Source organism: Micromonospora sp. C97 (genome assembly GCF_018070385.1).
Taxonomy (GTDB): domain Bacteria; phylum Actinomycetota; class Actinomycetes; order Mycobacteriales; family Micromonosporaceae; genus Micromonospora; species Micromonospora parva.
The window spans coordinates 1-26118 of record NZ_JAGPXU010000038.1 but is presented as its reverse complement, the minus strand read 5'-3'; the positions used below and the strand labels follow the sequence as shown (position 1 = coordinate 26118).

The window sequence follows — 26118 nt, the reverse complement described above, 5'->3', positions numbered from 1 at the left end:
GCCGTTTCATCTCCGTGGACACCTCCCCGACCCCGGCGCCCGACACCGCCCACGCGACCCCGTCGCGGCCGGGCGACCCGAGCACCGGCAACGCCCCGGGCAGCGGCGACGGCGGCTCAGCCAGCGGCGCGTCCACGACAGCCCGCACCACCGGCGGCGCCCGCCGGGCCACCGCCCGCCGCCCGAGCGCCAGCGGCCGGGCCGCCGCCGCACGGACCCGCGCGGAGGACCACGAGACCACCGGCCCCGACCTCACGGACACCACCGACACCACCGACACCACCGGCCCGGCCACGGCCGGACGTCGTCGGCGTACCGTGCTGCTGTTGCTCGGCCTGACGGCGGTGACGTCCGCGACCGCCCTGGTGCTCGGGTTGTTGAGCTGGGCACCCGACCCGCCCGAGCCAGCCCGGCCGCTGACCGTGTCGGAGAGCGATCGACTGGCCGCCGTACGGGTCACCAACCTGCGGGACCTGCGCGCCGGCGTACGCGTGACGGCCGGCACCGACGCCGCCCGCGTCGAACTGGTGGGCTGGGTGGACTGGTCCCGGTCGCTGCTCTACCTCGACGTGGGCGGCCCGGGTGCCGGCGCCGAACGCGGGCTGCTGCAGAAGAGCGGGCCGGTGCTGGTGATCAGGCCCGACCCGGCGGCGGTGCCCACTCCCGCCGCACCACCACTGATGCCACCGGCGGATCGGTGGCGGCTGCACCGACTGACCCCCGGGGCGCACCTGGCACCGGTGCTCGACCTGCTCCTCGATCTCGCCGCCGATCGCCCCGACCCGACCCGGACGGCACCGTCCAGCGAGGCGCGCTGGATCGCCCGGGACACCGCGCCGGCCGGCCCCCTGGACGTCATACAGGCGCCACTGGCCACCGGCGCGCCGGCCGCCAGCACGGCGCCCGGCACCCCCCGCGCCGCGACACCGACCCCGGACGGACAGACCCGGTACTGGCTCGACCAGGACGCCCGGCTGCACAAGCTGGTGACCCGCCTGCCCGGCACCGGCCCGGTCACTGTGGTGTTCAACCGGGAGGACCGGCCGACACTACGACCGGTGGACGCCCTCGGCGGCCGACCCGGTCTGCCCCGCGTGCTGACCGACGCCGAACAGCGTCGGCTCGACCGGCTGCCCGCCCGGCTCCGCGCCCAGGGCGGTGCCACGCTCACGCTGACCGCGCCGGTCGGCACTGACACGAACCTGCGGGGCGCCGGTTGGGTGAGCTGGACCGCGCGGACCGCGTACCTCGCCGTCGCCGACCTTGGCGTACCGGATCGCCGGACCCTGCTGCGACGCGACGCCGCCGGTCTGGCCCGGGCCGACCTGCCGGCGGTCGCCGCCGGCGGCGGCACCGCGGAGGCGCCGGCCCGGCCGCCGCTGCCGCCCCCGGCCGGGGCCTGGCGGGTCACCCGACCCGGCGGGGACGACCTGAGCGTGCTTGTCGACGCCGCGGTGACCGCCGGGTCGGTCGGGCACCGGGGCGCGGCCGTACGCATACGCGACGATGTCACCGCCGGACGGACCGTGGACGTCATCGAGGCGGGCCCGGCCGGCGCGCGGCTGCGCTACTGGATCGACCGCGGGGACGGGTCGCTGCGCCGACTCGAGTTGCGGACCGACGTCGGCGCGTGGGCACACCTGGACCTCCAACCCGCCGTCGTGCCCCGGCTGGCCGCCAACCCCCGGCCTGCCAACCCCCGACCGGCAGCTCCCCGGTCCTCGGCCCCTCGGCCCGGCACCCGCTGACCGGCGCCCTCAGGCCCGCCAGCCGGTTTGCGTGGCCCACTGCTCGGCCCGCAGGTACTCCTCGTCGAACCACGGGTTCCGGGCCGTGCCGGAATCGCCGGCCTCCGGCGCCGACGCGACCAGGTCCCGCTTGAGCAGCAGGTACGCGGCCCGCTGATCCGGGTCGGCACGCAGGTGGTCGCGCATCAGCAACGCGTACCGCCAGCCCGGTGAATCCGCCACCCGCACGTGCAGACGAACAGGGCGGGCCGGGTCCGCACTGCCGTGCAGCCGCTTCTCCCAACGCCCCCTGCCGGCCGGGCGCGGGTCGTCCCACCACTGCCCCGGCACCCGCGGGAACCCGGCGCTCGCCAGCCGGTCGGCCAACGGCCCGTCGGCGTCGGCGAGACTCGCGACCGCCACCTGCACGTCGATGACGTTCTGCGCGGCGAGGCCGGGCACCGCCGTCGCGCCGATGTGGTCGATGCGCAGGGCGGCCGAGCCGAGCGCGTGCTGGATCCGGGCGGCCAGCCGCTCGTACTGCTCCGACCAGCTCGCGTCGGCGCCGACCGACGCCGCCGGGTCCGGCGGGACCACCCGCCGCTGGCGCAGGTTGTCCTCGTAGGGCACCAGCCGTTGCCGCCAGAGCACGTCGACGGCGTCGTGCAGCGCCGCCAGACTGCCGTCATTGGTCAGCACCACGTCGGCCACCGCCCGCCGGCGGGCGTCGTCGGCCTGGGCGGCGATCCGCCGCTCGGCCTCCGCACGACTCATCCCCCGGTCGCGCGCCAGCCGCTCCAGTCGGGTCGGCACGGCCGTCTGCACCACGACCATCAGGTGGTACGTCGGCGCGAGACCCACCTCGACCAGCAGCGGCACGTCGTTGACGACGATCGCGTCGGGTGCCGCCGCGGCGGTCAGCTCCGCGGTGCGGGCCCGGACCCGGGGGTGGGTGATCGCCTCCAGCCGACGCCGGGCGGCCTCGTCGGCGAACACCACCGCTCCCAGGGCGGCCCGGTCCAGCGCGCCGTCGGTGTCCAGCACCGCGTCGGAGAAGGCGGCGACGATCTCGGCCAGCCCGTCCGTACCCGGCGCCACCACCTCCCGGGCCACCCGGTCGGCGTCAATCAGCACCGCGCCCCGCTCGACGAGCCGCGCGGCCACCGCGCTCTTGCCGGACCCGATCCCGCCGGTCAACCCCACCCTCAGCACCCGAACAGTCAACCGGATCCACAAGCCCGCCGCCAAACCCGCCCGCCACCCGGCGACCCGCCGACCGCTCCGACCGGCGCAGCTCGTGTGCGGCAGGTACGGCGAGGGCCCCGCCCCCAGCGATCCGGAGATCGCGGGGACGGGGCCCGTCGTCGTTCAGCGGGTCACTTACCGCCGGCGAGCTTCTCCCGCAGTGCGGCGAGCGCCTCGTCGGTGGCCAGCGTGCCGGCCGGCTCCTCGGCCTGCCGGCTCGGGGCCGGGCTGGACGAGGAGGTGGTGCCACCCCCGCCACCGGCAGCGGCCGGGACGACCGGAGTCGGGTTGGCAGCGGCCTCGGCGTCGGCGGCCCGAGAGGTCTGCACCTGCTTGGTGTGGGCCTCCCAGCGCAGACGAGCCTCGGCGTACTGGTTCTCCCAGGTCTCGCGCTGCTTGTCGTACCCCTCGAGCCACTCGCCCGTCTCCGGGTCGAAGCCCTCCGGGTAGATGTAGTTGCCCTCGGTGTCGTACGTCGCGGCCATGCCGTAGAGGGTCGGGTCGAAGTGCTCCTCGCCCTCGACGAAGCCCTCGTTGGCCTGCTTGAGCGACAGCGAGATCCGGCGACGCTCCAGGTCGATGTCGATGACCTTGACCATGACCTCGGAGCCGACCTGGACGACCTGCTCCGGGATCTCCACGTGGCGCTCGGCCAGCTCGGAGATGTGGACCAGGCCCTCGATGCCGTCGTCCACGCGGACGAACGCACCGAACGGAACCAGCTTGGTGACCTTACCCGGCACGATCTGCTGGATCGCGTGGGTGCGGGCGAACTGCCGCCACGGGTCCTCCTGGGTCGCCTTCAGCGACAGCGAGACGCGCTCGCGGTCCAGGTCGACGTCCAGGACCTCGACCTCGACCTCCTGGCCCACCTCGACGACCTCGGACGGGTGGTCGATGTGCTTCCAGGACAGCTCGGAGACGTGCACCAGACCGTCGACGCCGCCCAGGTCCACGAAGGCGCCGAAGTTGACGATCGAGGACACGACGCCCTTGCGGACCTGGCCCTTCTGCAGCTTGTTGAGGAACTCGGTGCGCACCTCGGACTGCGTCTGCTCCAGCCAGGCCCGGCGGGACAGGACCACGTTGTTGCGGTTCTTGTCCAGCTCGATGATCTTGGCCTCGAGCTCCCGCCCGACGTACGGCTGCAGGTCGCGCACGCGACGCATCTCGACCAGGGACGCGGGCAGGAAGCCGCGCAGCCCGATGTCGAGGATGAGGCCGCCCTTGACCACCTCGATGACCGAACCGCGGACGACGCCGTCCTCGTCCTTGATCTTCTCGATCGTGCCCCAGGCCCGCTCGTACTGCGCCCGCTTCTTGGAGAGGATCAGACGACCCTCCTTGTCCTCCTTCTGGAGGACCAGGGCCTCGATGTGGTCGCCAACCGTCACAACCTCGGCCGGGTCCACGTCGTGCTTGATCGACAACTCCCGAGAGGGGATGACACCCTCGGTCTTGTAGCCGATGTCGAGCAGGACCTCGTCCCGATCGACCTTGACGACGGTGCCTTCGACAATGTCGCCGTCGTTGAAGTACTTGATGGTCTCGTCGATCGCGGCGAGGAAAGCCTCCTCGGAACCGAGATCGTCGTGGGTGACCCGGGTGGCGCTCGAGGGGGCCTCGATGCTGCTCGTCATGTGGGCGGTTGCTCCGGTCGGTGGGTTGTCACAGCAGGCTGGTGTGTCGCAGTGACCTGTTCGCGCCAGCGGATCCGTCGCCGGGCACACCGAACGATCGCCTAGTGAGATCATGATGTGGCTCCGTCGACCGCGCACCTGCTCCCTGCCGAGGCAACGCGATCCGCGAGCGCATCGTCTAGCCTACCGTGCGCATTACCACAGCGTGCAAGCCCTCCCGGGTTCTCTCCACACGATGACCTGCGAAAGCCGAACAATCGCCCGGAAAACACCCCTGCTGTCTCCTGCGTCACAGCAGCCCCGTGCGCCTCGTCGCCGCCGCGCCTGATCGACTCGGGTCGCCGGGTCGGCGCGCGCCACCGCCGCCGACGGCGAGCCGGTCACCGAGATCTCCGACGCGCCGTCGTACCCAATCGAGCGGGTGAGGCCTAGCGTGGGCGCGTGGATGACGACAGCCGGGTTACCCGGCGCCGGGTGGGTGACGCCGAGGCGCGGCGCGCCAACCGCGGCTGGTGGGACACCGACGCCGACGACTACCAGGCCGAACACGGCGCGTTCCTCGGCGACGTGGACTTCGTCTGGTGTCCCGAGGGCCTGCGCGAGGCCGACGCGCGGCTGCTCGGCGACGTGTCGGGGCGACGGGTGCTGGAGGTGGGCGCCGGCGCCGCGGCCGCCGCCCGCTGGCTCGCCACCCAGGGCGCCCGGCCGGTCGCCTTCGACCTGTCCGCCGGCATGTTGCGGCACGCCGCCACGGCCGCCGACCGCACCGGGGTACGCGTACCGCTGGTGCAGGCCGACGCGCTCGCCCTGCCGTTCGCCGACCAGTCGTTCGACGTCGCCTGCACCGCGTTCGGCGCGATCCCGTTCGTGGACGACTCGGCGGCACTGCTCGCCGAGGTGCACCGGGTGCTGCGCCCGGGCGGCCGGTGGGTGTTCTCGGTGACCCACCCGATGCGGTGGATCTTCCTCGACGACCCCGGCGAGGGCGGGCTGACGGCGGTGCACTCGTACTTCGACCGCTCCCCCTACGTGGAGCAGGACGAGAACGGGGTGGCCACCTACGTCGAGCAGCACCGCACCCTCGGCGACCGGATCCGGGAACTGGTGGGCGCCGGGTTCCGGCTGCTCGACCTGGTGGAGCCGGAGTGGCCCGAGGGACACGAGGAGATCTGGGGGCAGTGGAGCCCGCTGCGCGGACGGCTCTTCCCCGGCACCGCCATCTTCGTCACCGAGAAGCCGGCCGGGTGAGCGGGTCGCACCCGCGGTCCGACCTGCGATCCATCGATCGCCGGTAGGCTCGACTCCATGAGCGCCGAGCCCATCCCGACACCACCTGGCCCCTGGTGTCCGGATCCGATGCGGCAGCAGCGTGCCGACTACACGCTGGAGGACCTGCTCGCCCTGCCGGACGACGCCCCCCGCGTCGAACTCGTCGACGGAGTTATCCAGGTGACACCCTCCCCCACCCTGGGCCATCAGGACATCTGCAGCCTGCTGTGGCTGTGGCTGCGCTCGCACGCCCCGGCGAACCTTCGTGCTGCCCAAGCAGTCGGTGTCGCGCTCAGCCGCAACACGAGCCGGCAGCCGGACGTGCTGCTCTGCCGTGCCGAGATCCCGTCCAACCGGTCCACACTGCGGCCGGCGGACGTCGTGCTCGCCGTGGAGATCGTGTCGCCCGGCACGCGACGGATCGACAGGTTCGCGAAGCCCGGGGAGTATGCCGCCGCCGGCATCCCGTTCTACTGGCGGATCGAGCAGGACCCGGTGCACGTCTACGCGTACCGGATCGGCGACCGGGTGGGGCCGGGCGGTGAGCGGCAGTACGAGCTGGTCGCCGACGGCGCCGACGTGATCGAGCTGGCCGAGCCGTTCGACATCAAGCTGCCGGTCGCCGAGATCACCCCGTAGTCGTTTCGCCCCGACCGGGTCGGGTAGCCGAGAGCCATGGCCGAACAGAGATTCCACCAGGGCGACCGTGTCTCCTGGTCGGCCCATGGCAGCCGCGCGTACGGCGTGGTGCGGGGCACGATCACCGAGCGGACGCGGATTCGCGGGCGGGCGGTGAACGCGGCCCCCGACGATCCGCAGTACCGGGTCCGCAGTGACGGCACGGGCCGCGACGTGGCCCACCGACCGGAGGCGCTGCGCCATGAGCAGAAGTGACGACGGCCGGGACACCTACCGGGAGTTCACCGAAGCGGTGAACATGAAGCCCGGCGAGCTGTCCACGTGGCTGGAGACGGACGAGTCGAAGCAGGTTGGCTGGCACAAGGGCGGTCACGCCGGTGGAGGCGAGTCCGTCGGGCACGAGTCCGGCCGAAAGATCATCAACCTGCTCCGTCGCAAACGTGGCGACCTGTCCGACGGCGACTACAAGCACATGCGCAAGGTGGTCGGTTACGTACGCCGACACATGGCGCAGCGACCCTCCGGCGACGTCCGCGACACCAGGTGGCGCTGGTCTCTCATGAACTGGGGCCACGACCCGCTGAAGTAGACGGACCGCTCCCGCGGGCCAACCACAAGGTCCGCACACGACATTGCCGCAAGTGCGGTGTCCGCCGTACGGGCACCACGGTCCCGCCGACCGCCCCGTCGACTGCCAAGATCGCGCTCGATCCATGATGTAGGGGCCTCCCCGCCACCGCACACCACTACATCCTGGTTCGAGCACGATCTTGGCTGTCGTGGGCGTCCCGAACCCCGGCTCCCGGTCTCCCGCGGCCGCATTCGTCGTCGGAATCCGAGATGCGGGCGCGGGGCGCGGGGCGCGCGAGAACGGACCATGCGAGGCGGACGAGCGGTGCGGGCGGGGGCAGGCGCCCGGGGGCGCTCCGCGTGATCTATCCGGTGCCCACCCACGCCCAGTGCCGCGACCAGGGCAACCCGGTCAGGGGTTCCGGGGCAGCCCGACCCACGCAGGGATCAAGCCTGACCGCCCGGAGTGGGTCGGGCTGCCCCGGAACCCCCACACCGCAACCACCCAGACCGCAACCACCCGCAAGAACCAACCAGACGATCAGTGATCAGCGCTGTTCCAGTCCCGGCCCAGGCCGACCGACACCTCCAGCGGCACCGACAGCGGGTACGCCTCGCCCATCTCCCGCCGGACCAGTGCCTCCAAGGCCTCCCGCTCACCCGGCGCGACCTCGAAGACCAGCTCGTCGTGCACCTGCAGGAGCATCCGTGAGCGCAGCCCGGCCTCGCGGATCGCGGTGTCGACGTGCAGCATCGCCACCTTGATGATGTCGGCTGCGGAGCCCTGGATGGGGGCGTTGAGCGCCATCCGCTCGGCGATGTCACGCCGCTGCCGGTTGTCGCTGACCAGGTCGGGCAGGTAGCGGCGCCGGCCCAGGATGGTGGAGGTGTAGCCGTCCTGGCGGGCCCGGGCGACCACCTGCTGGAGGTAGTCGCGCACCCCGCCGAAGCCGGCGAAGTAGTTCTCCATCAACCCGCGCGCCTCTTCGGTGCTGATGCTGAGCTGTTGGGACAGGCCGAAGGCGCTGAGCCCGTACGCCAGGCCGTAGTTCATGGCCTTGATCTTGCGGCGCTGGTCGGGGGTGACAGCGTCGAGCGGAACCCCGAAGACCGACGAGGCGGTGGCGGCGTGGAAGTCGGCGCCGGAGTTGAACGCGTCGATCAGCGCGTCGTCCGAGCTGAGGTGCGCCATGATGCGCATCTCGATCTGGCTGTAGTCGGCGGTGAGCAGACTCTCGTAGCCCTCCCCCACCACGAAGGCCCGGCGGATGCGGCGGCCCTCCTCGGTGCGGATCGGGATGTTCTGCAGGTTGGGCTCGGTGGAGGAGAGCCGGCCGGTGGCCGCCACTGTCTGGTTGAAGGTGGTGTGGATCCGGCCGTCGTCGGAGACCGACTTGAGCAGACCGTCGACTGTCGACTTGAGCTTGGCCACGTCCCGGTGGCGCAGCAGGTGGGCCAGCACCGGGTGCGGCTGCTGCGCGTAGAGCCACTGCAGGGCGTCGGCGTCGGTGGTGTAACCCGTCTTGATCTTCTTGGTCTTGGGCAGGCCCAGCTCGGTGAAGAGGATCTCCTGCAACTGCTTGGGCGAGCCGAGGTTGAACTCCCGGCCCACCGCCTCGTACGCGCCCTGCGCGGCGGCCTTCACCTCGGCGGCGAAGTGGGCCTCCAGCTCGGAGAGGTAGTCGGTGTCGGCGGCGATGCCGGTGCTCTCCATGGTGGCCAGCACCCGCATCAACGGCAGCTCCACGCCCGCCATGAGCCGGGCGGACTGCTCGCCGTCGCGGGACAGCTCGGCGTCGATCGCGTCGGCCAGGTCGAGGGTGGCACGGGCCTGGAGCATCAGGTTCTGCTCAACGACCCCTTCGTCACCGAGCCCGTCGAGGGTGAGCTGGCCGGACTCCGGGACGTCCACCCGCAGCTCCCGGTGCAGGTAGCGCAGCGCCAGGTCGGTCAGGTCGTAGGACCGCTGGTCGGGCCGGGCCAGGTACGCGGCGATCTGGGTGTCCCGGACGATGCCGGTGAGCTGCCAGCCGTGCGCGGCGCAGGCCAGCACTGCCGGCTTGCTGTCGTGCAGGACCTTGGGGCGCTGCGCGTCGGCCAACCAGCCGGCCAGGGCGGCCTCGTCGGTCGGGTCGAGCTGCGCCGGGTCGACCCAGGCCGCCGCGCCGCCGGCGGTGGCCAGCGCGAGACCGGTGATCGAGGCGGTGTGCCGGCGATTGGGGCCGGTGTCGAGTTTGACCGCCAACCCGACCGGGGTGCCGGTCGGGACGTGCGTGCTCAGCCACCCGGCCAGCGCGCCGGGCTCGGTGAGCACCTCACCGGCCAGGTCGAAGCCGGACTCGGCCTCCGGCTCGACCGCCTCCAGGTACTGGTAGAGGCGGTCGCGCAGGATGCGGAACTCCAGGGTGTCGAAGACCTGGTGCACCGCCTCGCGGTCCCAACCCGTCCAGCGGGTGTCCTCGGGGAGCAGCGGCAGCTCCAGGTCGGAGACGAGTCGGTTGATCTCGTAGTTGCGGATCACGTCGGCGAGCCGCTCTCGCAGGCTGTCGCCGGCCTTGCCCTTGATCTCGTCGGCCCGGGCGATCACGCCCTCCACCCCGCCGTACGTGGTGATCCACTTGGCGGCGGTCTTCGGGCCGACGCCCGGGATGCCGGGCAGGTTGTCGCTGGTCTCGCCGACCAGCGCGGCGAGATCCCGGTACTGCTGAGGCGGAACACCATACTTCGCCTCGATCGCGGCCGGGTCCATCCGGGCCAGGTCGGAGACGCCCTTGCGCGGGTAGAGGACGGTGATCTGGTCGTCGACCAGTTGGAACGCGTCGCGGTCACCGCTGCTGATGAGCACCGACATGCCCTGGTCGCGGGCCTGGCAGGCGAGCGTGGCGATCACGTCGTCGGCCTCGAAGCCCTCCTTCTCGACCACCGGGATCTGCAGCGCGGCCAGGACCTCCTTGACCAGGCTGACCTGGCCCTTGAAGTCGGTCGGGGTCTCGCTGCGGCCGGCCTTGTACTCCGCGTACTTGTCGGTGCGGAAGGACCGGCGGGAGACGTCGAAGGCCACCACGATGTGGGTGGGCTGCTCGTCGCGCAACACGTTGATCAGCATCGAGGTGAAGCCGTACACCGCGTTGGTCGGCTGACCCGTCGTGGTGGAGAAGTTTTCCACGGGCAGGGCGAAGAAGGCCCGGTATGCCATGGAATGTCCGTCGACGAGAAGCAGGCGCGGTGTCGTAGCTGTCACGGCAGCGACTCTAGTCCGTCGCACCGACATCCCCGACCTTCGGCACGGGGTGCCGCAACGACTGCCGATCCGAACGCCGACGGCCGGTCACCCCGCGAGGGGATGACCGGCCGCCGGCTCGGGTGGCTCAGGCCACGCCGAGGTACGCCTCCTTGACCGACGGGTCGTGCAGCAGGTCCTGACCGGACCCCTCCTTCACGATCCGACCGGTCTCCAGCACGTAACCGCGGTGTGCCCGCGACAGCGCCTGCTGGGCGTTCTGCTCCACCAGCAGGATCGTGGTGCCCTGCTGGTTGATCTCGGTGATGATGTCGAAGATCTGCCGGATCACCAGCGGGGCCAGCCCCATCGACGGCTCGTCGAGCAGCAGCAGCTTCGGTCGGCTCATCAGCGCCCGGCCGACAGCGAGCATCTGCTGCTCACCGCCGGAGAGGGTGCCACCGGCCTGCTTGCGGCGCTCGGCCAGTCGCGGGAAGAGGGTCAGCACCCGGTCCAGGTCGGCGGCGATGCCGGCGGAGTCCCGCCGGGTGTACGCCCCCATGTCCAGGTTCTCCATGACCGTCATACCCGGGAAGATCTGCCGTCCCTCCGGCGACTGGCACAGCCCCCGGACCACCCGCAGGTCGGCCCGGAGCTTGCTGATGTCCTCGCCGTTGAACGTGATCTTCCCGGCGGCCAGCGACCGGGTCCCGGAGATGGCCCGCATGGTGGTGGTCTTGCCGGCGCCGTTCGCGCCGATCAGGGCCACCACCTCACCCTCGTTCACGGTGAGGCTGATCCCGTGCAGCGCCTCGATCCGACCGTACGCGACGGCGACGTTCTCCAGCTCAAGCAGCGTCATCGGCGGGCTCCCCCAGGTACGCGGCGATCACCTTCGGATCGCGGCTGACCTCCGCGGGCGCACCCTCGGCGATCTTGCGGCCGAACTCCAGCACCACGATCCGGTCGGTGACACCCATGACCAGCCGCATGTCGTGCTCGATGAGCAGCACGGTCAGGCCCATGTCCCGGATCTTGCGGATCAGGGTGAGGAGTTCCTCCTTCTCCGCCGGGTTGAAGCCGGCGGCCGGCTCGTCCAGGCAGATCAGCTTCGGCTCGGTGGCCAGCGCGCGGGCGATCTCCAACCGACGCTGGTAGCCGTACGGCAGGTTGCGCGCCTCGTCGTTGGCCCGGTCGGCGATGCCGACGAACCGCAGCAACTCCAGCGCCTTGGCCTCGGCCGCCCGCTCCTCCAGGATGTGCCGGGACAACCCGAACGTCTTGGCGAACGTGCGACGCGTCTCCTGCCACGTCCGCTGGATGCCCGCCTCGGCGGTCACCTGCGGCAACTCGTGCGGCTTCGGCTTCTTCCGGGGCACCCGGAAGAGCGCTCCGGGCACGCTGGTCTTGTGCCGGGAGTCGGTGCCGACCATGACGTTCTCCAGTGCTGTCATCTCCGGGAAGAGACGGATGTTCTGGAACGTACGGGAGATGCCCAACTGGCTGATCTGATGCGGCTTGCGGCCGGTCACCTTCTGGCCGCGGAACCGGACCGCACCGGAGGTCGGCTTGTAGACCCCGGTCATCACGTTGAAGCTGGTGGTCTTGCCGGCGCCGTTCGGCCCGATGAGGCCGAGGATCTCGCCCTCGTAGATCTGGAAATTGATCTTGTCAAGGGCGACCACACCACCGAAGCGCAGCGTGACGTCGTCGACTTCGAGCAGTACCGACCGGGGCCCCGGCTGGGCCGGGATCTTCGGCGCGGACGTGCTGGTGGTCTGGTCAGACATGAGCGGGCGCCTCCTCTGCCTCCGCCGCGCGATCCTTCAACTCGCGGGCTCGCCGCCGGCTCGGGATCAGACCCTGCGGACGCAGGATCATCACCAGCACCATGGCCAGACCGAAGACCAGCCACCGGTAGTCGGCGAAGTCCCGGAACCGTTCCGGCAGGTACGCCAGCAGCACCGCGCCGAGCGAGACACCGAGCATGTTGCCGGAACCGCCGACCACGACCATCGCGACGAAGAGGATCGAGAGGTTCGCGTTGAACTGGGTCGGGTCGATGAACGCGTTACGGCTGCCGAAGAGGAAGCCGGACAGGCCACCGAGCGCCGCGCCCATGGCGAACGCCCACAGCTTGAACTTGAACGGGTACACGCCCATCACGGCGGCGGCGTCCTCGTCCTCGCGGACCGCGAGCCAGGCGCGACCGACCCGGCTGTGCTCCAGCCGACGAACCAGGATCACCATCAGCAGGACGAAGGTGATCGCCAGCCAGTACCAGGGCTTCGCGTCGATCAGACCGAAGACCTTGTTGTCCGCCGACGGCGGACCCTCCGGACCCGGAATTGCCGAGATACCGACCGGACCGTTGGTGACCCCGGTGGCGTTGCGGGCCACGATGCGGATGATCTCACCGAAGCCGAGCGTGACGATGGCCAGGTAGTCACCGCGCAACCGAAGCGTCGGCCAACCCAGCAGCACACCGGAGATCATCGTCAGCACGATCGCGAGCAGGAGGCAGATCCCCCAGGTCACCGCCCAGGTCGGCGGCAGGTCGAACTCCTGCTGGATCCACTTGACGACCGGCGAGTTCACCGAACCGAACAGCGCCACGCTGTAGGCGCCGATCGCGAAGAATCCGATGTAGCCGAGGTCGAGCAGGCCGGCGAGGCCGACCACCACGTTCAGGCCGATCGCGACCAGGACGTAGATGGCGCAGACGAAGAGCACGCCCGCCCAGTTGTTGCCGCCGGCGATCGAGTCGGTGCGGAGGTTGTTCAGACCGGGGATCATCAGACCACCGGGCAGCTTGCCCAGGTACGGCAGGGTGTAGACGAAGACGAGCAGGGCGGCCACGCCGATGGCCTTTTGCCACTTCGGCAGGGCCCCCCAACGGTCGCCGATCGAGGTCAGGAAACCGACCCGGCGGCGATCTGCGGAGCGAATCTTGTCGATCATGCGCGGGCCCTCCCGAGCGACTCACCCAACAGGCCGGTGGGCCGGAACATCAGCACCACGATCAGCACCACGAAGGCGATGACGTCCTCCCAGTTGGACGCGAAGAGCGTCGCGCCGTAGACCTCGACGATGCCGAGGAAGAGGCCACCGAGCAGCGCACCGCGCAGGTTGCCGATGCCGCCGAGCACCGCGGCGGTGAACGCCTTCAGACCGAGCACGAAGCCGATGCTGTTCTGGGTGAAGCCGAACCGCATGCTCCACAGCAGCGCGGCGGCACCGGCCATGATGCCACCGAGCACGAAGATCAGCATGATCACGCGCTCCTGGTTGACGCCCATCAGCGCGGCGGTCTCCGGGTTCTGGGCCACCGCACGCACACCCCGGCCGTAGCGGGTGCGGTTGATGAACCAGTCCAGCAGCGCCATCATCGCCACGGCCGCGACGAAGACGATCAGCTGGATGTTCGTGATCGCGGTGTTGCCGATGGTGAACAGGGTCTCCTGCTGGATGATCGTCGGCATACCGATGATCTGCCGGGGCCGGCCGAACACATCCGGCAACGCGCCACCGAGCAGCTTCGGCAGCACCTGCCCGAAGAGCTCCACGAAGACCAGTGACAGACCGATCGCGGTGATCAGGAAGATCAGCGGCGGCGCGTTCTTGCGCCGCAGGGGCCGGTACGCGACCCGCTCGAGCGCCAGGGCTGTGCCGCCGGAGGCGACCGCCGCGACGATCAGACCGAGCACCAGGAAGAGGATCGCCTGGCCGATGGGCGGGTTATTTTGCACGCCGAGTTGGTTCCACAGGATCAGCACCGCGAAGGTACCGACCATGAACACTTCGGAGTGCGCGAAGTTGATCAGGCGAAGGACGCCGTAGACGAGGGTGTAGCCAAGGGCGATCAGGGCATAGATGGCGCCCTTGGACAGGCCATCGACCGTGTGCTGGCCGAGATGGCCGATCAGTTCATCGAAATGCACCGGGGGTCTCCTTGAATCGAGTGCGGCCGGGGTGAGACACCCCGGCCGCACTCCATTGCGTGGGGCGTCAGCTGAGCTTGAGCTCCTGCAGCGCCTCGATGGCCTCGCCCTTGATCTGGTAGGCCCAGATGACGACCTTGGTCGGGTCAACGTCACCCTTGGCGTCGAACTTGATGTACTTCGACACACCCTGCTTGTCGTACGACTTCACGAACGCCAGGATGTCCGCCCGGGTCTTCTTGCCAGCCTTGAAGGCGTCCAGGTAGATGGTGGCGCCGTCGAAGCCCTCAGCACCGTAGGAGCCCGGCGGGATGCCGAACTTCTTCTGGTAGTCAGCGGAGAAGGTGCCGCCGGCCTTGTCGGCCGGGAGGCACGGGCAGGTGATGATCGCGCCCTCGGCGCCACCGGAGGCACCCTTCGGGAACGCGGTGTCGTAGAGACCGTCCGGGCCGACGAACTTGGCCTGGACACCGGCGGCACGCATCTGCTTCACCAGCGGAGCGGCCTCACGGGTGTAGCCGCCGTAGAAGACGAAGTCCGCCTGAGCGGCCTTGATCTTGGAAACGGTGGCGTCGAACTGCGTCTGCCGCTCCTGGATCTTGTCCTTGTTGACGACCAGCGGGCCGAGCTGCTTGCCCAGCTCGTCGGTGATGCCGGCGCCGTAGGCGCTGGCGTCGTCGACCATGAAGACCTTCTGCGCGTTCTGGGTCTTCAGGTAGCTCGCCACCGCGCCGGCCTGCGTGCCGTCGTTGCCGACCACGCGGTAGAAGGACGTGTTGCCCTTCTGGGTCAGGTCGGTCCGGGTCGCGGACGGGCTGACCATCGCCAGGCCCGCGGCCTGGTAGATCGGCATCGTCGCGTCCGACTCACCGGAGAAGTGACCACCGATGACACCGAGGAACGAGTTGTCCCCAGCGATCTGGTTCGCGAACGGGGTCGCCACCGCGGGGTCACCCTGGGTGTCGAACTCCTGCATGGTGACCTTGCAGTCCGGGTTCGCCGTGTTGAACTGCTCCACGGCGAGCTTCGCGCCGTTCAGCGACGGGATCACCAGACCCGCGTTGTCACCCGTGAACGCGCCGAAGATCGCGATCTTGCCACCGCAGTCGCCCGACGCGGTCCCACCGTCGCCGCCACCGGAATCCTGGCAACCAGCCGCGACCACCAGGGTCGCGGCGAGCGCTACGGTGCCCAGCGCCCGTACATAGCTTCGCCTCACGGCTTCCTGACCTCCTCGAGATGCGGACGCGGCTGACCCGAAGCGACGGCGACAGCAGCAGACCCGCAATTCCACCCACCCCGCAGGGACGCCCCCTGCGTTACGGCTCGTGATGGCGGAGCGTACCGACACGACATACCGTCCCGGAAGGCCTGAAGGCGGGGTCTGCGAAACCGTTACGAAGACGTGGGCAATCATGTCGATGTCCGTAACAGGTGAATCCGCCGGACGGTCCTTAAAACCACGCCCGGTCGACGTCCAGCAGCGCCCACCCCGCCCGCGCGAACCCGACGAAAAGCCGACTGACCTGCGCAAACGCCCGCTCGGGTCAGCTGCCGGGGTGAACCCTCACCGCACCGGCGGCGATCAGGCGCCCAGGCCGGTCGCCGACCACAGCCCGGCCCGGGTGCCGTCGTCCGCCGCCAACCACCACCGGTCACCCACCGCCATCAGCGTCACGTCCCGGTCAACGCCCGCCGGCACATCGAGGGGCATCGTCGCCTCCCGCCACGAACCACCCCGGTCGGTCGACACCCACACCGAGTGCCGTGCCCCATCCGTCACCGCCGCGAACAGACTGCCGCCGGACGACACCAGCGAGCCCACCCCCGGCACCCCGGCCCCACCCCGCCGCCCGAACGCGCCGCCAGCCACCCAGCCCGACGCCTCCTGCCGCCACGCGCCGAACGTCCCCCCGCGCAGCCCGACCGCCACCGGCACGCCGTCGACCAGCACCACCCGCTGCAACTCCTCGTACTCCGGCCCACCCGGCAGCACCGTGCGCCGCCACGACCGCCCGTCCGGCGACGACCACACCGCCGGGTCACGATCGATCCGGCCAGCCGGCAACAGGCCACCCACCGCCAGCCACCCCGACGACGTCGCCACCGCGTCGAACGCCCAGGTCACCCCCGCCGCGTCACTGGCCAGCTCCGGTGCACCCTCGACCAGCGCGAACTCCGCCGCGGCAGGCGACGCCACCCAGGACGCCGCACCCGCCGACCGGTTACCGACGATCAACCAACCCGGCGGGCCGGCCGTCAGCCGGGACACGTTCACCGCCGTCGGCCCGCCGTACGTCTCGAACGGCGCCTGCACCTCGACCAGAGTGCCGTCGGCCAACTGCCGCCACGTGCTCACCCGCGGGTAACCGTGCGCACCGCCGACCTTCGCGCCGATCAACGCCACCTGCCCGTCCCGGCAGGCCGCCGACAGGAACACGTTCTGCCGGCCGTAGAAGGAATCCGGACGCACCGGCAGCACGCTCCACGTCGTACCGTCCACGCTGGTCCAGGCCGCCGGGCGGGTGCCACCGTCGGCGTCCACGACACCACCGACCACGAACCACCGGCCCGCGCACGACGCCGCGTCCCGCACCAGCGGACGACCCTCGCCACCCGGCGGCGCCGGCAACGTCAGCGGCTGCCAACCCGGCCGCAGCGGCGGCGCCGGGGCCGTCGTCGACCCCGCGCCGCTCGGCGCGGCCGGCCCGTCGCACCCGGCGAGCAGCAGCGCGAAGAGGCCGAACACCGCGATCACCCGTCGGACGGACACCCGTCGATGCTAACCAGCAGAGCCCGCACACGGTGGCCCGGCGTCGCCCCGGACCGCTCAGACGGTCGGCTGCTGCGACACCTCGCCACCGGCGGTCTCCGCGAGGATTCGCTCGGCGACCTCTTTCATGGTCATCCGGTGGTCCATGGCCGTGCGCTGGATCCACTTGAACGCCTGCGGCTCGGTCATCCCGTAGGTGGTCATCAGCGCGCCCTTGGCCCGCTCCACCGACTTACGGATCTCCAGGCGGTCGGTCAGGTTCGCGACCTCCGCCTCCAGGGCCGCGACCTCCGAGTAACGCGACAGCGCGATCTCCACCGCCGGGACCAGGTCGCTCTTCTGGAAGGGCTTCACCAGGTACGCCATCGCGCCCGCCGCCCGCGCCCGCTCCACCAGATCACGCTGGCTGAACGCGGTCAGAATGATCACCGGAGCGATCCGGGCGCCGGCGATGCGCTCGGCGGCGGCCAGCCCGTCCATGATCGGCATCTTGATGTCCAGGATGACGAGATCGGGCTTCAGCTCCTCGGCGAGGCGAACGGCTGTCTCACCGTCGCCGGCCTCCCCCACCACCTCGTAACCCTCTTCGACCAGCATCTCGGCGAGGTCCAGCCGGATCAGCGCCTCGTCCTCGGCGATCAGTACGCGCCTGCGCTCGGCATCCGTCGGCGTCTCAGCCACCAGCCCTACCCCCACCATCGATCACTGCACGGCTACCACCCATGCTCCCGCATGAGAGTAGTCGGGTACAGTAGGCGCCACCCGCCGGGATGGTGGAACGGCATACACGGAAGTCTCAAACACTTCTGCCCGAAAGGGCTTGCGGGTTCGAATCCCGCTCCCGGCACTCTTGTCATACGCCTGTTCGACGATGTGGACGTGCATCCACCGCAGATGCGGGCACAGGCCCGCGCGCTCCGCGTTCGCGGACACAGCATTCATTCCGTAGCTCGGAAGCTGTCGTTGCCGTACGCAACCGTCTGGCACTGGTGCGTCGATCGACCCGAACCGGTGCGGCGTGGCACGGAACTGCGCTGCTTCCGATGTCGGCCGGATGTCGACAATCCGACCGACCCCGGGGCCTACGCCTACCTGCTCGGTCTCTACCTGGGCGACGGCCACCTGGTCACGACGGCGCGTGTTCCGGTGTTACGCATCTACTGTTCCGATGCCTGGCCCGGGCTGATCGAGGCGTGCGACGTGGCCATGCGAGCCGTGTTGGCCTCCAGGGTGCAACGGATCCAGAAGCAGGGTTGCGTGGGCGTGCAGAGTTACGGCCTCCACTGGCCCTGCCTGCTCCCGCAGCACGGTCCCGGCAAGAAGCACGAGCGACCGATCGTCCTCGCCGACTGGCAACGGCCGATCATCGAACAGCACCCCGGCGACTTTCTGAGAGGGCTGTTCCACTCCGACGGCTGCCGGGTCGCCAACCGGGTGACCGTGCGCGGCAAGGCGTACGTCTACCCGCGCTACATGTTCGTCAACGAGTCGGCCGACATCATGGGGCTCTGCCAGTGGGGCCTCGACCTGCTGGGCATCGCCTGGCGGATGAACCGGCGCAACTCGCTGTCGGTGGCCCGGCGCGCCGCGGTCGTCACCCTGGACCGCCACGTCGGTCCGAAGTCTTGACCGGTCAGGCGATCGTGTCGAGGGCGTGGGCGAGGTCGGCGCGCAGGTCCTCGGGGTCTTCCAGACCGACCGAGAGGCGCAGCAGGGCGGCGGCGGGTTTGGCGTCGCCCTCGACCGGCCGGTGGGTGAGCGAGGCCGGGTGCTGGATGAGGGTGTCCACGCCGCCGAGCGAGACCGCGTGGGTGATGAGCCGGCAGGCACCGGCGACGGTCGCGGCGGCGGGCGCCCCGCCGCGTACCTCGAAGGCGAGCAGGCTGCCGGGTCCGGCCATCTGCCGGCCGACCAGCGCCGCCGGGTCGTGCACCGAGGGGTGGTGCACCCGGTGTACGGCGGGGTGGTCGGCGAGCCAGCCGGCGAGTTTCTCGGCGGTGGCCTGTTGGGCGCGGACCCGCAACGGCAGGGTCTGCAGGCCACGGTGCAGCAGGTAGCCGCCGAGGGGGTGCAGGATCGCGCCGGTGACCGCGCGGACCTGGCGTAGGCGCACGGCCCAGGTGTCGTCGCAGGCGACGACGCCGGCGAGGACGTCGCCGTGCCCGCCGATGCTCTTGGTGGCGCTGTGCAGGACGAGGGTGGCGCCGTGGCGGGCGGGCTGTTGCAGCACGGGGGTGGCGACGGTGTTGTCCACCAGCAGTGGGATGTCGCCGGCCGCGGCGGCGAGGGCGGCGATGTCGACCAGGTCGAGGGTGGGGTTGGCGGGTGTCTCGACGATAATCAGTGCGGTGTCCGGGCGGATGGCGGCGGCGACCTCGTCGGGGTGGGCCCAGGTGACTGTGGTGCCGAGCAGGCCGGTGGCGAGGATGTGGTCGGTGCCGCCGTAGAGGGGTCGGACGGCGACGACGTGCCGGCGGTCGTCGCGGGCGGCGGCGAGCAGGGTGGCGGTGAGGGCGGCCATTCCGCTGGCGAAGGCGACGGCCTGGGCGGTGCCCTCCAGTTCGGCGAGGGCGCTCTCGAAGCGGGCGACGGTGGGGTTCCAGAGCCGTTGGTAGACGGCGCCACCTTCGGCGGGGAGGGTGCCGCCGGTGGCGAGCTGCTCGTAGGCGTTGCCGCCGTCGTCGACCGAGGGCAGTGGGTTGGTGGTGGACAGGTCGATGGGCGGTACGTGCACGCCGAGGGTGCGGAGGTCGTCGCGGCCGGCGTGCACGGCCCGGGTGTCCATCGGTGTCATGGCGGTAGCGTCGAACATCTGATGCTATGACGGCAATAGTTCGGAAAACTATTCTGTGAAAAGCTCTTGTTTCGGCAGAGAATTCGGCAAAGGATGCGGGGATGCCCCCCGAGCCGAATGATGTGCGGCCGTACCCGGCCCTGGACGAGGTGGATCGCGCGATCCTGACCGAGCTGGCGGCGGACGGCCGGCTGCCGAACAACGCGCTCGCCGAGCGGGTGGGGGTGGCGCCGTCGACGTGCCTGACGCGCACCCGGGCGTTACGCGAGCGCGGTGCGATCCGTGGTTTCCACGCCGAGGTGGATCCGGCGGCGCTCGGCCTGCCGTTGCAGGCGTTGGTGTCGGTGCGGTTGACAGCGCACGAGCGGGCGGCGGTGGACGCGTTCCGGGCCCGGTCGGTGCGGCTGCCCGGGGTGGTGTCGGTGTTCCACGTGGCCGGTGCGGAGGACTACGTGCTGCACGTGCGGGCGGCGTCCGGCGACGCGTTGCGCGACTTCGTCCTGGACCACCTGGCGGTCGACCCGGTGGTGCAGCACACCCAGACCAGTCTCATCTTCGAGCAGGCCCGCGGGATGGGTTGAGCGGCGGGTGAGCTGGCCGACGAAAACCCGGATGTCGGAACAAAGCCGGTCGGTGCCGGGTTGGCTGACCTTGTGATCACCGTACCGTTGTCTGTTCTTGATCTTGCCCCGGTCGCCAAGGGCGCCACCGCTGGCGCGGCCCTGCAGGCCACCACCGAGTTGGCCCGCCGCACCGAGGAGTTGGGCTACCACCGGTTCTGGGTGGCCGAGCACCACAACATGCCGGCGATCGCCAGCTCCGCGCCCGCGGTGCTGCTGGCGCACCTGGCGGCGAACACCTCGACCATCCGGCTGGGCTCGGGTGGGGTGATGTTGCCCAACCACGCGCCGCTGGTGGTGGCCGAGCAGTTCGGCACCCTGGAGGCGCTGCACCCCGGTCGGATCGACCTGGGCATCGGCCGGGCGCCGGGCACCGACCAGATGACCGCGTTGGCGTTGCGGCGCACCATGGAGGGCCTGTCGGCGGAGCACTTCCCCCGGGAGCTTGCGGACCTGATGAACTATTTCAGCGGGGAGAAGCCGGGGCAGATCGTCGCCACCCCGGGTCGCGGTGAGCAGCCGGCCGTGTGGCTGCTGGGCTCCAGCGGTTTCAGCGCCCAGCTCGCCGGCCTGCTCGGCCTGCCGTTCTCCTTCGCACACCACTTCAGCTCGGCGAACACCCTGCCGGCGTTGGCCCTGTACCGGCAGCACTTCCGGCCGTCGCAGTGGCTGGACAAGCCGTACGCGATGGTGGCGGTCAACGCGGTGTGCGCGGACACCGACGAGCGGGCCGAATGGCTGGCCGGGCCGAGCGCCCTGTCGTTCCTGAAGTTGCGCTCCGGGCGGCCGGAGCCGCTGTCGACGCCCGACGAGGCGGCGGCCTACCCGTACACGGAGATCGAGCGGGAGTTCGTGCTGCAACGCCGCGACGGTCAGGCGATGGGCTCGCCGGAGACGGTACGTCGGCAGCTGACCGAGTTGCAGGAGCGCACCGGCGCGGACGAGCTGATGCTGACCACGCTGGTTTACGACGTGCAGGACCGGGTGCGGTCGTACGAGCTGATCGCCGAGCAGGTGGCGGGTGGTCTGCGCCAGCGGGCGTGAAACACGATCTTCACGTCAGCGTCACCCCGCCGACCCGGACGGTGCCTAATGTTGGTGCCGGTGGTGGTACGGCATTCCCGGTCGGGACGGGTTGGGAATGCCGCGGTGTGGCGCACCGGGCCGGAGCTGAGCGGATTCCGCGGCTGCGGCCCGGTGCCTGCCACCCTAGGCGACCCCGGTCGGGACCGCCAGAGCTCGCATCACCGTAGGTGGATGTCCGGCGTCGGTGGGGTGCCCATTCCGTTGCCGATGAAGAACCCCGGGTGCGGCGGTTGGTTGTAGGCGGTGTTCTGCCACGCGATGGCCACCCGGTACTGCGGGTCGTGCATCAGGGTGTAGATCCGGGTGCTGGTCGGGGTGGGTGTGCTGTAGATGCGCAACGCCCGGCTGTCGGTGGTCCGCCAGATCACCTCCTCGCGCCAGTCGCCCAGGATGTCGCCGGAGAGTGCCGGGGTGGCCTTGGTGCCGTTGTTGGACGCCACCCCGCTGCCGTCGAGCAGCCGGGTCTCGCCGCCGGTGCCGTACTTGTCGATCCTCGTGCCGTCCAGCAGTTCCCGCACCGGGTCACCGTCCCACCAGGCGAGGAAGTTCGCCGAGGACGGCTTGCGGCCGACGTTCTGCCCCCTGGTGTTGGCCAGTCCGGCGACCGCTGACGACCACGACTCCGCGCCAGGACTGCCCGCCCAGATGTCCGCGGAGACACCCCGGCCGTTGTCGCCGGACGCCGGCGTGGACCAGAGGACCTGACCGGTACGGGCGTCGGCGAAGTAGGAACTGGGCTTGCTGCCGTCCTCGTCGACCTTGAACACCTCCAGTCCGGCGCGGCCCGGGTCGAGGTCCCCGACGTGCAGCGCGTCGCCGTGGCCGTTGCCGGTGGAGTGCAGCAGCCGGCCGTTGTCGTCGATGGTGGCGGCCCCGTACACGATCTCCTGGCGGCCGTCGGCGTCGACGTCGGCGACGGAGAGTTGGTGGTTGCCCTGACCGGCGGCGGCGCCGTTGCCGGAGGAGTTCGAGTCGAACGTCCAGCGCTTGGTCAGCGTGCCGTTGCGGAAGTCCCAGGCCGCGATCACCGCGCGGGTGTAGTAACCCCGGGCCATGATCAGCGAGGGGCGCTGCCCGTCCAGGTACGCGGTGCCGGCCAGGAACCGGTCCACCCGGTTGCCGTACGAGTCACCCCAGGACGACACGGTGCCGCGCGGCGGGTCGTAGTTCACGGTGGAGGCGATCGCGCCGGTCTGCCCGTTGAACATGGTCAGGTACTCCGGGCCGGACAGCACGTAGCCGCTGGAGTTGCGGTAGTCCGCCGACGACGAGCCGATGAGCTGACCGGTGCCGGAGCGGGTGCCGTCGGCGGTCTTCATGGCCACCTCGGCGCGGCCGTCGCCGTCGTAGTCGTACACCTGGAACTGGGTGTAGTGGGCGCCGGCCCGGATGTTGCGGCCCAGGTCGATGCGCCACAACCGGGTGCCGGTGAGTGTGTACGCGTCGACGTAGACGTTGCCGGTGTAGCCGGACTGGGAGTTGTCCTTGGCGTTCGACGGCTCCCACTTGAGCACGATCTCGTAGCTGCCGTCGCCGTTGAGGTCACCGACGGAGGCGTCGCTGGCGCTGTAGGTGTAGCTCTCCCCGCTCGGGGTGCTGCCCCCGGCCGGGACCTGCAACGGCACGTCCAGGTAGCCCGCGCCGAACTGCAACGCCGGTGCCGACGCCGCCTGCTCGGCGCCGCCCACCACGGCCCGCACCGTGTACGTCGACCCGGCCGCCGCGCCGCTGTCGAGGTAGTTGGTGGCGCCGGTGATGGGGCTGGCGTTGACCCTGGTGGAGCCCCGGTAGAGGTTGAACGCCACCCCGGAGGTCTCGGTGCCGAGAAGCCGCCAGGAGACCAGGTTGCCGCCGCCGGAGCGGACGCTGATCAACCCTCGGTCCAGGTTCTCCATCTGCACCACCCCGGCCGCCGGCGGGGGCGTGGTCGGGGGTGGCGTGGTGGGTGGCGGGGTGGTCGGGGGCGGGGTTGTCGGCTCGCCGGTGGGTGGGGCGCCGGTGCAGGTGGTGCCGTTGAGCGCGAAGCTGCCCGGCACCGGGTTGCTGCCGGTCCAGGAACCGTTGAAACCGAACGAGGTGCTGCCGTTGGTGGCGATGGCGGCGTTGTGGTCGACGTTGCGGGCGGTGACCTGGGCACCGGACTGGGTGACCGTGGCGTTCCACGCCTGGGTGACCTGCTGGCCCGCCGGGTACGACCAGGTGACGGCCCACCCGCTGACCGGGTCACCGAGGTTGGTGACGGTGACGTTGGCGCCGAAGCCGCCCTGCCACTGGTTGGTGATTTGATAGTCGACCCGGCAGCCGACGGCGGCGGCCGAGGCGACGACCGTGCCGAGGGTGCCGGCCACGACGGTGGCCGCCGTGGTGGCGGCGAGCAGGATCAGCCGATGTCTGGACGGGTGCATGCACTGCCTCCGGGATCCGGTGGTGATCGCTGCGGCACACCGGCCCTGCCCGGGGAAGCACGGTGGACCAACCCCACCGCGACGGCGGCGGACGGCGATCTGATCGGGGGTGAAACGCCCTGGAACTCACGGATCCGACTCACCGCGATCGTAGGGCAAGCGCTTTCCGACACGCAACATCGACGCCTGTCGCTCGCTCTGGATTGAGCTTCCGGTCTTGCCCGGACGATCGATGCCTGGTCAACTCGTGCCGGTGAACCCTCACCACATGGACCCCGCCGAATTCCGTCGCGCCGGGCACGCCGTCGTCGACTGGATCGCCGACTACTGGGCGACAGTGGAGCAACGACCGGTCACACCGACCGCTCCCCCGGGCACCGTGGCCGCCGCCCTGCCCGGCGCCCCGCCCACCACCGGCGGCGAACCGGTCGAGGCGGTCCTCGCCGACCTGGACTCGATCGTCGTACCGGGGCTGACCCACTGGCAGCACCCGAGCTTCTTCGGCTACTTCCCGGCCAACACCTCCGGGCCGAGCGTGCTCGGCGACCTGGTCAGCGCCGGGCTCGGCGTCCAGGGCATGCTCTGGGCCACCAGCCCGGCCTGCACCGAACTGGAGACGGTGATGATGGACTGGCTGGCCCACCTGATGGACCTGCCACAACGGTTCCACTCGGCCGGCACCGGCGGTGGGGTCATCCAGGACTCGGCCTCGTCGGCGACGCTGGTGGCCACCCTGGCCGCGCTGCACCGGGCCAGCGACGGCCGGTGGCGTCACGCCGGCATCGACCGGCGCTACCGCGCCTACACCTCCGTGCACGGGCACTCGTCCATCGAGAAGGCCGCACGGCTCGCCGGACTGGGCGACGACGGCGTCCGGTCGATCGCCGTGGACCCGGACACCCAGGCGATGCTGCCGGGCGAGCTCCGGACCGCGATCGAGGCCGACCTTGCCGCCGGTGACGTACCGGCCATCGTGGTGGCGACCATCGGCACCACCTCCACCACCGCCATCGACCCGCTGCCCGAGATCGGAACCATCTGCGCCGAGTACGGCATCTGGCTGCACGTGGACGCCGCGTACGCGGGCGCCGCCGCCGTCTGCCCCGAGCTGCGGTGGTCGCACGCCGGCCTGGAGTACGCCGACTCCTACTGCTTCGACCCGCACAAGTGGCTGCTCACCGGCTTCGACTGCGACGCGTTCTGGGTGGCCGACCGGGCGGCGCTGATCGAGGCGCTGACCGTACTGCCGGAATTCCTGCGCAACGCGGCCTCCGAGTCCGGTGCGGTGATCGACTACCGGGACTGGCAGGTGCCGCTGGGCCGACGGTTCCGAGCCCTCAAGCTGTGGTTCGTGCTGCGCTGGTACGGCGTCGAGGGGCTGCGGGCGCACATCCGCTCCGGGGTGGCGCTGGCCGAGCGGTTCGCCGAGCGGGTCCGCGCCGACGACCGGTTCGAGGTGGCCGCCGCGCACCCGTTCTCACTGGTCTGCTTCCGGCTGCGCGCCGACGACGACACCAACGCGGCGTTGCTGGCCTCGGCGAACGCCACCGGACAGGTGCACCTGACGCACACCCGGGTTGCCGGCCGGTACACGCTGCGGCTGGCGGTCGGCGCACCGCAGACCACCGAGGCGCACATCGACGCGGCCTGGGCCCTGCTCTCCAGGACCGCCGACACACTGCCCACCCCCTAACCCCACGCCGCACCGCCGATCCACGCCCCTCCCCCGACCTTGCGCGGTTCTCGACGACGAGCAGCGACCGACCGGGGCGGGGTTCGGGGCGCCCACCCCCGCAAGGTCACGCTCGATCCTGGATGTAGTGGCCACGAAACCCCCGGATGCCACTACATCCAGGATCTTGCGCGATCTTGGGGCGCGGGGGGCGCGGGGGCGGGGCGGCGGGCGGCAGGGCGGGGCGGCACGGGGTCAGCGTGCGGGGGGGCGTAGCGGTGCGGCGAGGCCGGGCAGGACGGCGGGGCCGAGGTGCGGAGGGCCGGGGACGCGGACGGCGGGGGGTCAGCGTGCGGTGGGGGTACCCGTCGCGGCGAGATCGGCCGGGACCTCGCCGGCAGCGGCGGCGCGGGACGTCGCGGCACCAGCGGCAGACTCCCCGGCGGGAGCGGGCGCGGCTTCGGCGTGGGCGGGGCGGGTGCGGCGCAGGGCGCGCACGGCCGGCTCCAGGGCGGCC

Annotated in this window: 20 protein-coding genes, 1 tRNA gene and 1 pseudogene; 10 read left to right on the top strand and 12 right to left on the bottom strand. The window is 71.0% G+C overall.

Annotation, left to right across the window (positions count from 1 at the left end):
• Window positions 1–14 precede the first annotated feature (14 nt).
• Window positions 15–1748: a hypothetical protein gene (locus tag KBX26_RS30010; RefSeq protein ID WP_210866945.1), complete on the top strand. Its 1734-nt coding sequence runs from the start codon at window positions 15–17 to the stop codon at window positions 1746–1748.
• Between the two features lie 9 nt (window positions 1749–1757).
• Here KBX26_RS30010 and coaE read toward each other — a convergent pair whose 3' ends face one another.
• Together coaE and rpsA are read right to left on the bottom strand one after the other, a co-directional pair.
• Window positions 1758–2939, bottom strand: coding sequence for a dephospho-CoA kinase (gene coaE, locus KBX26_RS30005; protein ID WP_210866944.1), 1182 nt, complete (start codon window positions 2937–2939; stop codon window positions 1758–1760).
• Between the two features lie 164 nt (window positions 2940–3103).
• Entirely contained in the window at window positions 3104–4612 is a 1509-nt protein-coding gene (rpsA, locus tag KBX26_RS30000; RefSeq protein WP_030337999.1) for a 30S ribosomal protein S1, read from the bottom strand.
• A 441-nt stretch (window positions 4613–5053) separates the two neighbouring features.
• Here rpsA and KBX26_RS29995 point away from each other — a divergent pair, with 441 nt between their 5' ends.
• The 4 genes and pseudogenes from KBX26_RS29995 to KBX26_RS29980 all read left to right on the top strand — a co-directional run.
• Entirely contained in the window at window positions 5054–5860 is an 807-nt protein-coding gene (locus KBX26_RS29995; RefSeq protein ID WP_030337998.1) for a class I SAM-dependent methyltransferase, read from the top strand.
• A 57-nt stretch (window positions 5861–5917) separates the two neighbouring features.
• Window positions 5918–6520: a Uma2 family endonuclease gene (locus KBX26_RS29990; RefSeq protein WP_247675100.1), complete on the top strand. Its 603-nt coding sequence runs from the start codon at window positions 5918–5920 to the stop codon at window positions 6518–6520.
• A 36-nt stretch (window positions 6521–6556) separates the two neighbouring features.
• The gene (locus KBX26_RS29985; RefSeq protein WP_030337996.1) at window positions 6557–6775 is read left to right on the top strand and encodes a DUF2945 domain-containing protein; all 219 of its coding nucleotides are present in this window, start codon (window positions 6557–6559) and stop codon (window positions 6773–6775) included.
• Window positions 6762–7106 (top strand): annotated as a pseudogene (locus KBX26_RS29980) (DUF3140 domain-containing protein); the annotation flags it as partial. The gene KBX26_RS29985 and the pseudogene KBX26_RS29980, both read left to right, overlap by 14 nt.
• A gap of 525 nt (window positions 7107–7631) precedes the next feature.
• Here the strand turns inward: KBX26_RS29980 and polA are convergent.
• The 8 genes from polA to KBX26_RS29940 form a co-directional block, all read right to left on the bottom strand.
• Window positions 7632–10331: a DNA polymerase I gene (gene polA / locus KBX26_RS29975; protein ID WP_210866943.1), complete on the bottom strand. Its 2700-nt coding sequence runs from the start codon at window positions 10329–10331 to the stop codon at window positions 7632–7634.
• A 127-nt stretch (window positions 10332–10458) separates the two neighbouring features.
• Window positions 10459–11172, bottom strand: a complete 714-nt coding sequence (locus tag KBX26_RS29970) for an ABC transporter ATP-binding protein (RefSeq protein ID WP_030334337.1) — start codon at window positions 11170–11172, stop codon at window positions 10459–10461.
• Window positions 11159–12100, bottom strand: a complete 942-nt coding sequence (locus KBX26_RS29965; RefSeq protein WP_036411954.1) for an ABC transporter ATP-binding protein — start codon at window positions 12098–12100, stop codon at window positions 11159–11161. Before KBX26_RS29965 ends, KBX26_RS29970 begins: the two co-directional genes overlap by 14 nt.
• A complete protein-coding gene (locus KBX26_RS29960) occupies window positions 12093–13271 on the bottom strand; it encodes a branched-chain amino acid ABC transporter permease (protein WP_030334340.1) in 1179 nt (392 codons plus the stop codon). Before KBX26_RS29960 ends, KBX26_RS29965 begins: the two co-directional genes overlap by 8 nt.
• Window positions 13268–14251: a branched-chain amino acid ABC transporter permease gene (locus KBX26_RS29955; protein WP_030334342.1), complete on the bottom strand. Its 984-nt coding sequence runs from the start codon at window positions 14249–14251 to the stop codon at window positions 13268–13270. Before KBX26_RS29955 ends, KBX26_RS29960 begins: the two co-directional genes overlap by 4 nt.
• Window positions 14252–14318: 67 nt before the next feature.
• A complete protein-coding gene (locus KBX26_RS29950; protein WP_030334344.1) occupies window positions 14319–15470 on the bottom strand; it encodes a branched-chain amino acid ABC transporter substrate-binding protein in 1152 nt (383 codons plus the stop codon).
• A 366-nt stretch (window positions 15471–15836) separates the two neighbouring features.
• Window positions 15837–17024, bottom strand: a complete 1188-nt coding sequence (locus KBX26_RS29945) for a hypothetical protein (RefSeq protein WP_210866942.1) — start codon at window positions 17022–17024, stop codon at window positions 15837–15839.
• A gap of 57 nt (window positions 17025–17081) precedes the next feature.
• Window positions 17082–17705: an ANTAR domain-containing response regulator gene (locus KBX26_RS29940; protein ID WP_030334352.1), complete on the bottom strand. Its 624-nt coding sequence runs from the start codon at window positions 17703–17705 to the stop codon at window positions 17082–17084.
• 83 nt (window positions 17706–17788) lie between these two features.
• Between KBX26_RS29940 and KBX26_RS29935 the strand changes: the two genes are divergently transcribed.
• Together KBX26_RS29935 and KBX26_RS29930 are read left to right on the top strand one after the other, a co-directional pair.
• A tRNA-Leu gene (locus tag KBX26_RS29935) sits at window positions 17789–17871 on the top strand.
• 116 nt (window positions 17872–17987) lie between these two features.
• Entirely contained in the window at window positions 17988–18653 is a 666-nt protein-coding gene (locus tag KBX26_RS29930) for a transcriptional regulator (RefSeq protein WP_247675102.1), read from the top strand.
• A 4-nt stretch (window positions 18654–18657) separates the two neighbouring features.
• Here KBX26_RS29930 and KBX26_RS29925 read toward each other — a convergent pair whose 3' ends face one another.
• Complete coding sequence (locus KBX26_RS29925) at window positions 18658–19836, bottom strand: PLP-dependent aspartate aminotransferase family protein (protein WP_210866941.1); 1179 nt, start codon at window positions 19834–19836, stop codon at window positions 18658–18660.
• An 83-nt stretch (window positions 19837–19919) separates the two neighbouring features.
• Between KBX26_RS29925 and KBX26_RS29920 the strand changes: the two genes are divergently transcribed.
• Both KBX26_RS29920 and KBX26_RS29915 read left to right on the top strand, forming a co-directional pair.
• A complete protein-coding gene (locus KBX26_RS29920; RefSeq protein ID WP_030334356.1) occupies window positions 19920–20399 on the top strand; it encodes an Lrp/AsnC family transcriptional regulator in 480 nt (159 codons plus the stop codon).
• A 60-nt stretch (window positions 20400–20459) separates the two neighbouring features.
• Window positions 20460–21482 (top strand): LLM class flavin-dependent oxidoreductase, encoded by a 1023-nt coding sequence (locus tag KBX26_RS29915; protein ID WP_036411957.1) that lies wholly within the window; start codon window positions 20460–20462, stop codon window positions 21480–21482.
• 200 nt (window positions 21483–21682) lie between these two features.
• Here KBX26_RS29915 and KBX26_RS29910 read toward each other — a convergent pair whose 3' ends face one another.
• Window positions 21683–23929: a cellulose binding domain-containing protein gene (locus tag KBX26_RS29910; RefSeq protein ID WP_210866940.1), complete on the bottom strand. Its 2247-nt coding sequence runs from the start codon at window positions 23927–23929 to the stop codon at window positions 21683–21685.
• A 268-nt stretch (window positions 23930–24197) separates the two neighbouring features.
• On the opposite strand from KBX26_RS29910, the gene KBX26_RS29905 reads away from it, so the two are divergent.
• The gene (locus KBX26_RS29905) at window positions 24198–25622 is read left to right on the top strand and encodes a pyridoxal-dependent decarboxylase (protein ID WP_210866939.1); all 1425 of its coding nucleotides are present in this window, start codon (window positions 24198–24200) and stop codon (window positions 25620–25622) included.
• Window positions 25623–26118: the final 496 nt, after the last annotated feature.

Coding starts and splice junctions, on each gene's coding strand:
- KBX26_RS29965 (WP_036411954.1), bottom strand. CDS start 12,100: ATGTCTGACCAGACCACCAGCACGTCCGCGCCGAAGATCCCGGCCCAG.
- KBX26_RS29985 (WP_030337996.1), top strand. CDS start 6,557: ATGGCCGAACAGAGATTCCACCAGGGCGACCGTGTCTCCTGGTCGGCC.
- KBX26_RS29910 (WP_210866940.1), bottom strand. CDS start 23,929: ATGCACCCGTCCAGACATCGGCTGATCCTGCTCGCCGCCACCACGGCG.
- KBX26_RS29970 (WP_030334337.1), bottom strand. CDS start 11,172: ATGACGCTGCTTGAGCTGGAGAACGTCGCCGTCGCGTACGGTCGGATC.
- KBX26_RS29925 (WP_210866941.1), bottom strand. CDS start 19,836: ATGTTCGACGCTACCGCCATGACACCGATGGACACCCGGGCCGTGCAC.
- KBX26_RS29990 (WP_247675100.1), top strand. CDS start 5,918: ATGAGCGCCGAGCCCATCCCGACACCACCTGGCCCCTGGTGTCCGGAT.
- KBX26_RS29905 (WP_210866939.1), top strand. CDS start 24,198: ATGGACCCCGCCGAATTCCGTCGCGCCGGGCACGCCGTCGTCGACTGG.
- rpsA (WP_030337999.1), bottom strand. CDS start 4,612: ATGACGAGCAGCATCGAGGCCCCCTCGAGCGCCACCCGGGTCACCCAC.
- KBX26_RS29920 (WP_030334356.1), top strand. CDS start 19,920: ATGCCCCCCGAGCCGAATGATGTGCGGCCGTACCCGGCCCTGGACGAG.
- KBX26_RS29960 (WP_030334340.1), bottom strand. CDS start 13,271: ATGATCGACAAGATTCGCTCCGCAGATCGCCGCCGGGTCGGTTTCCTG.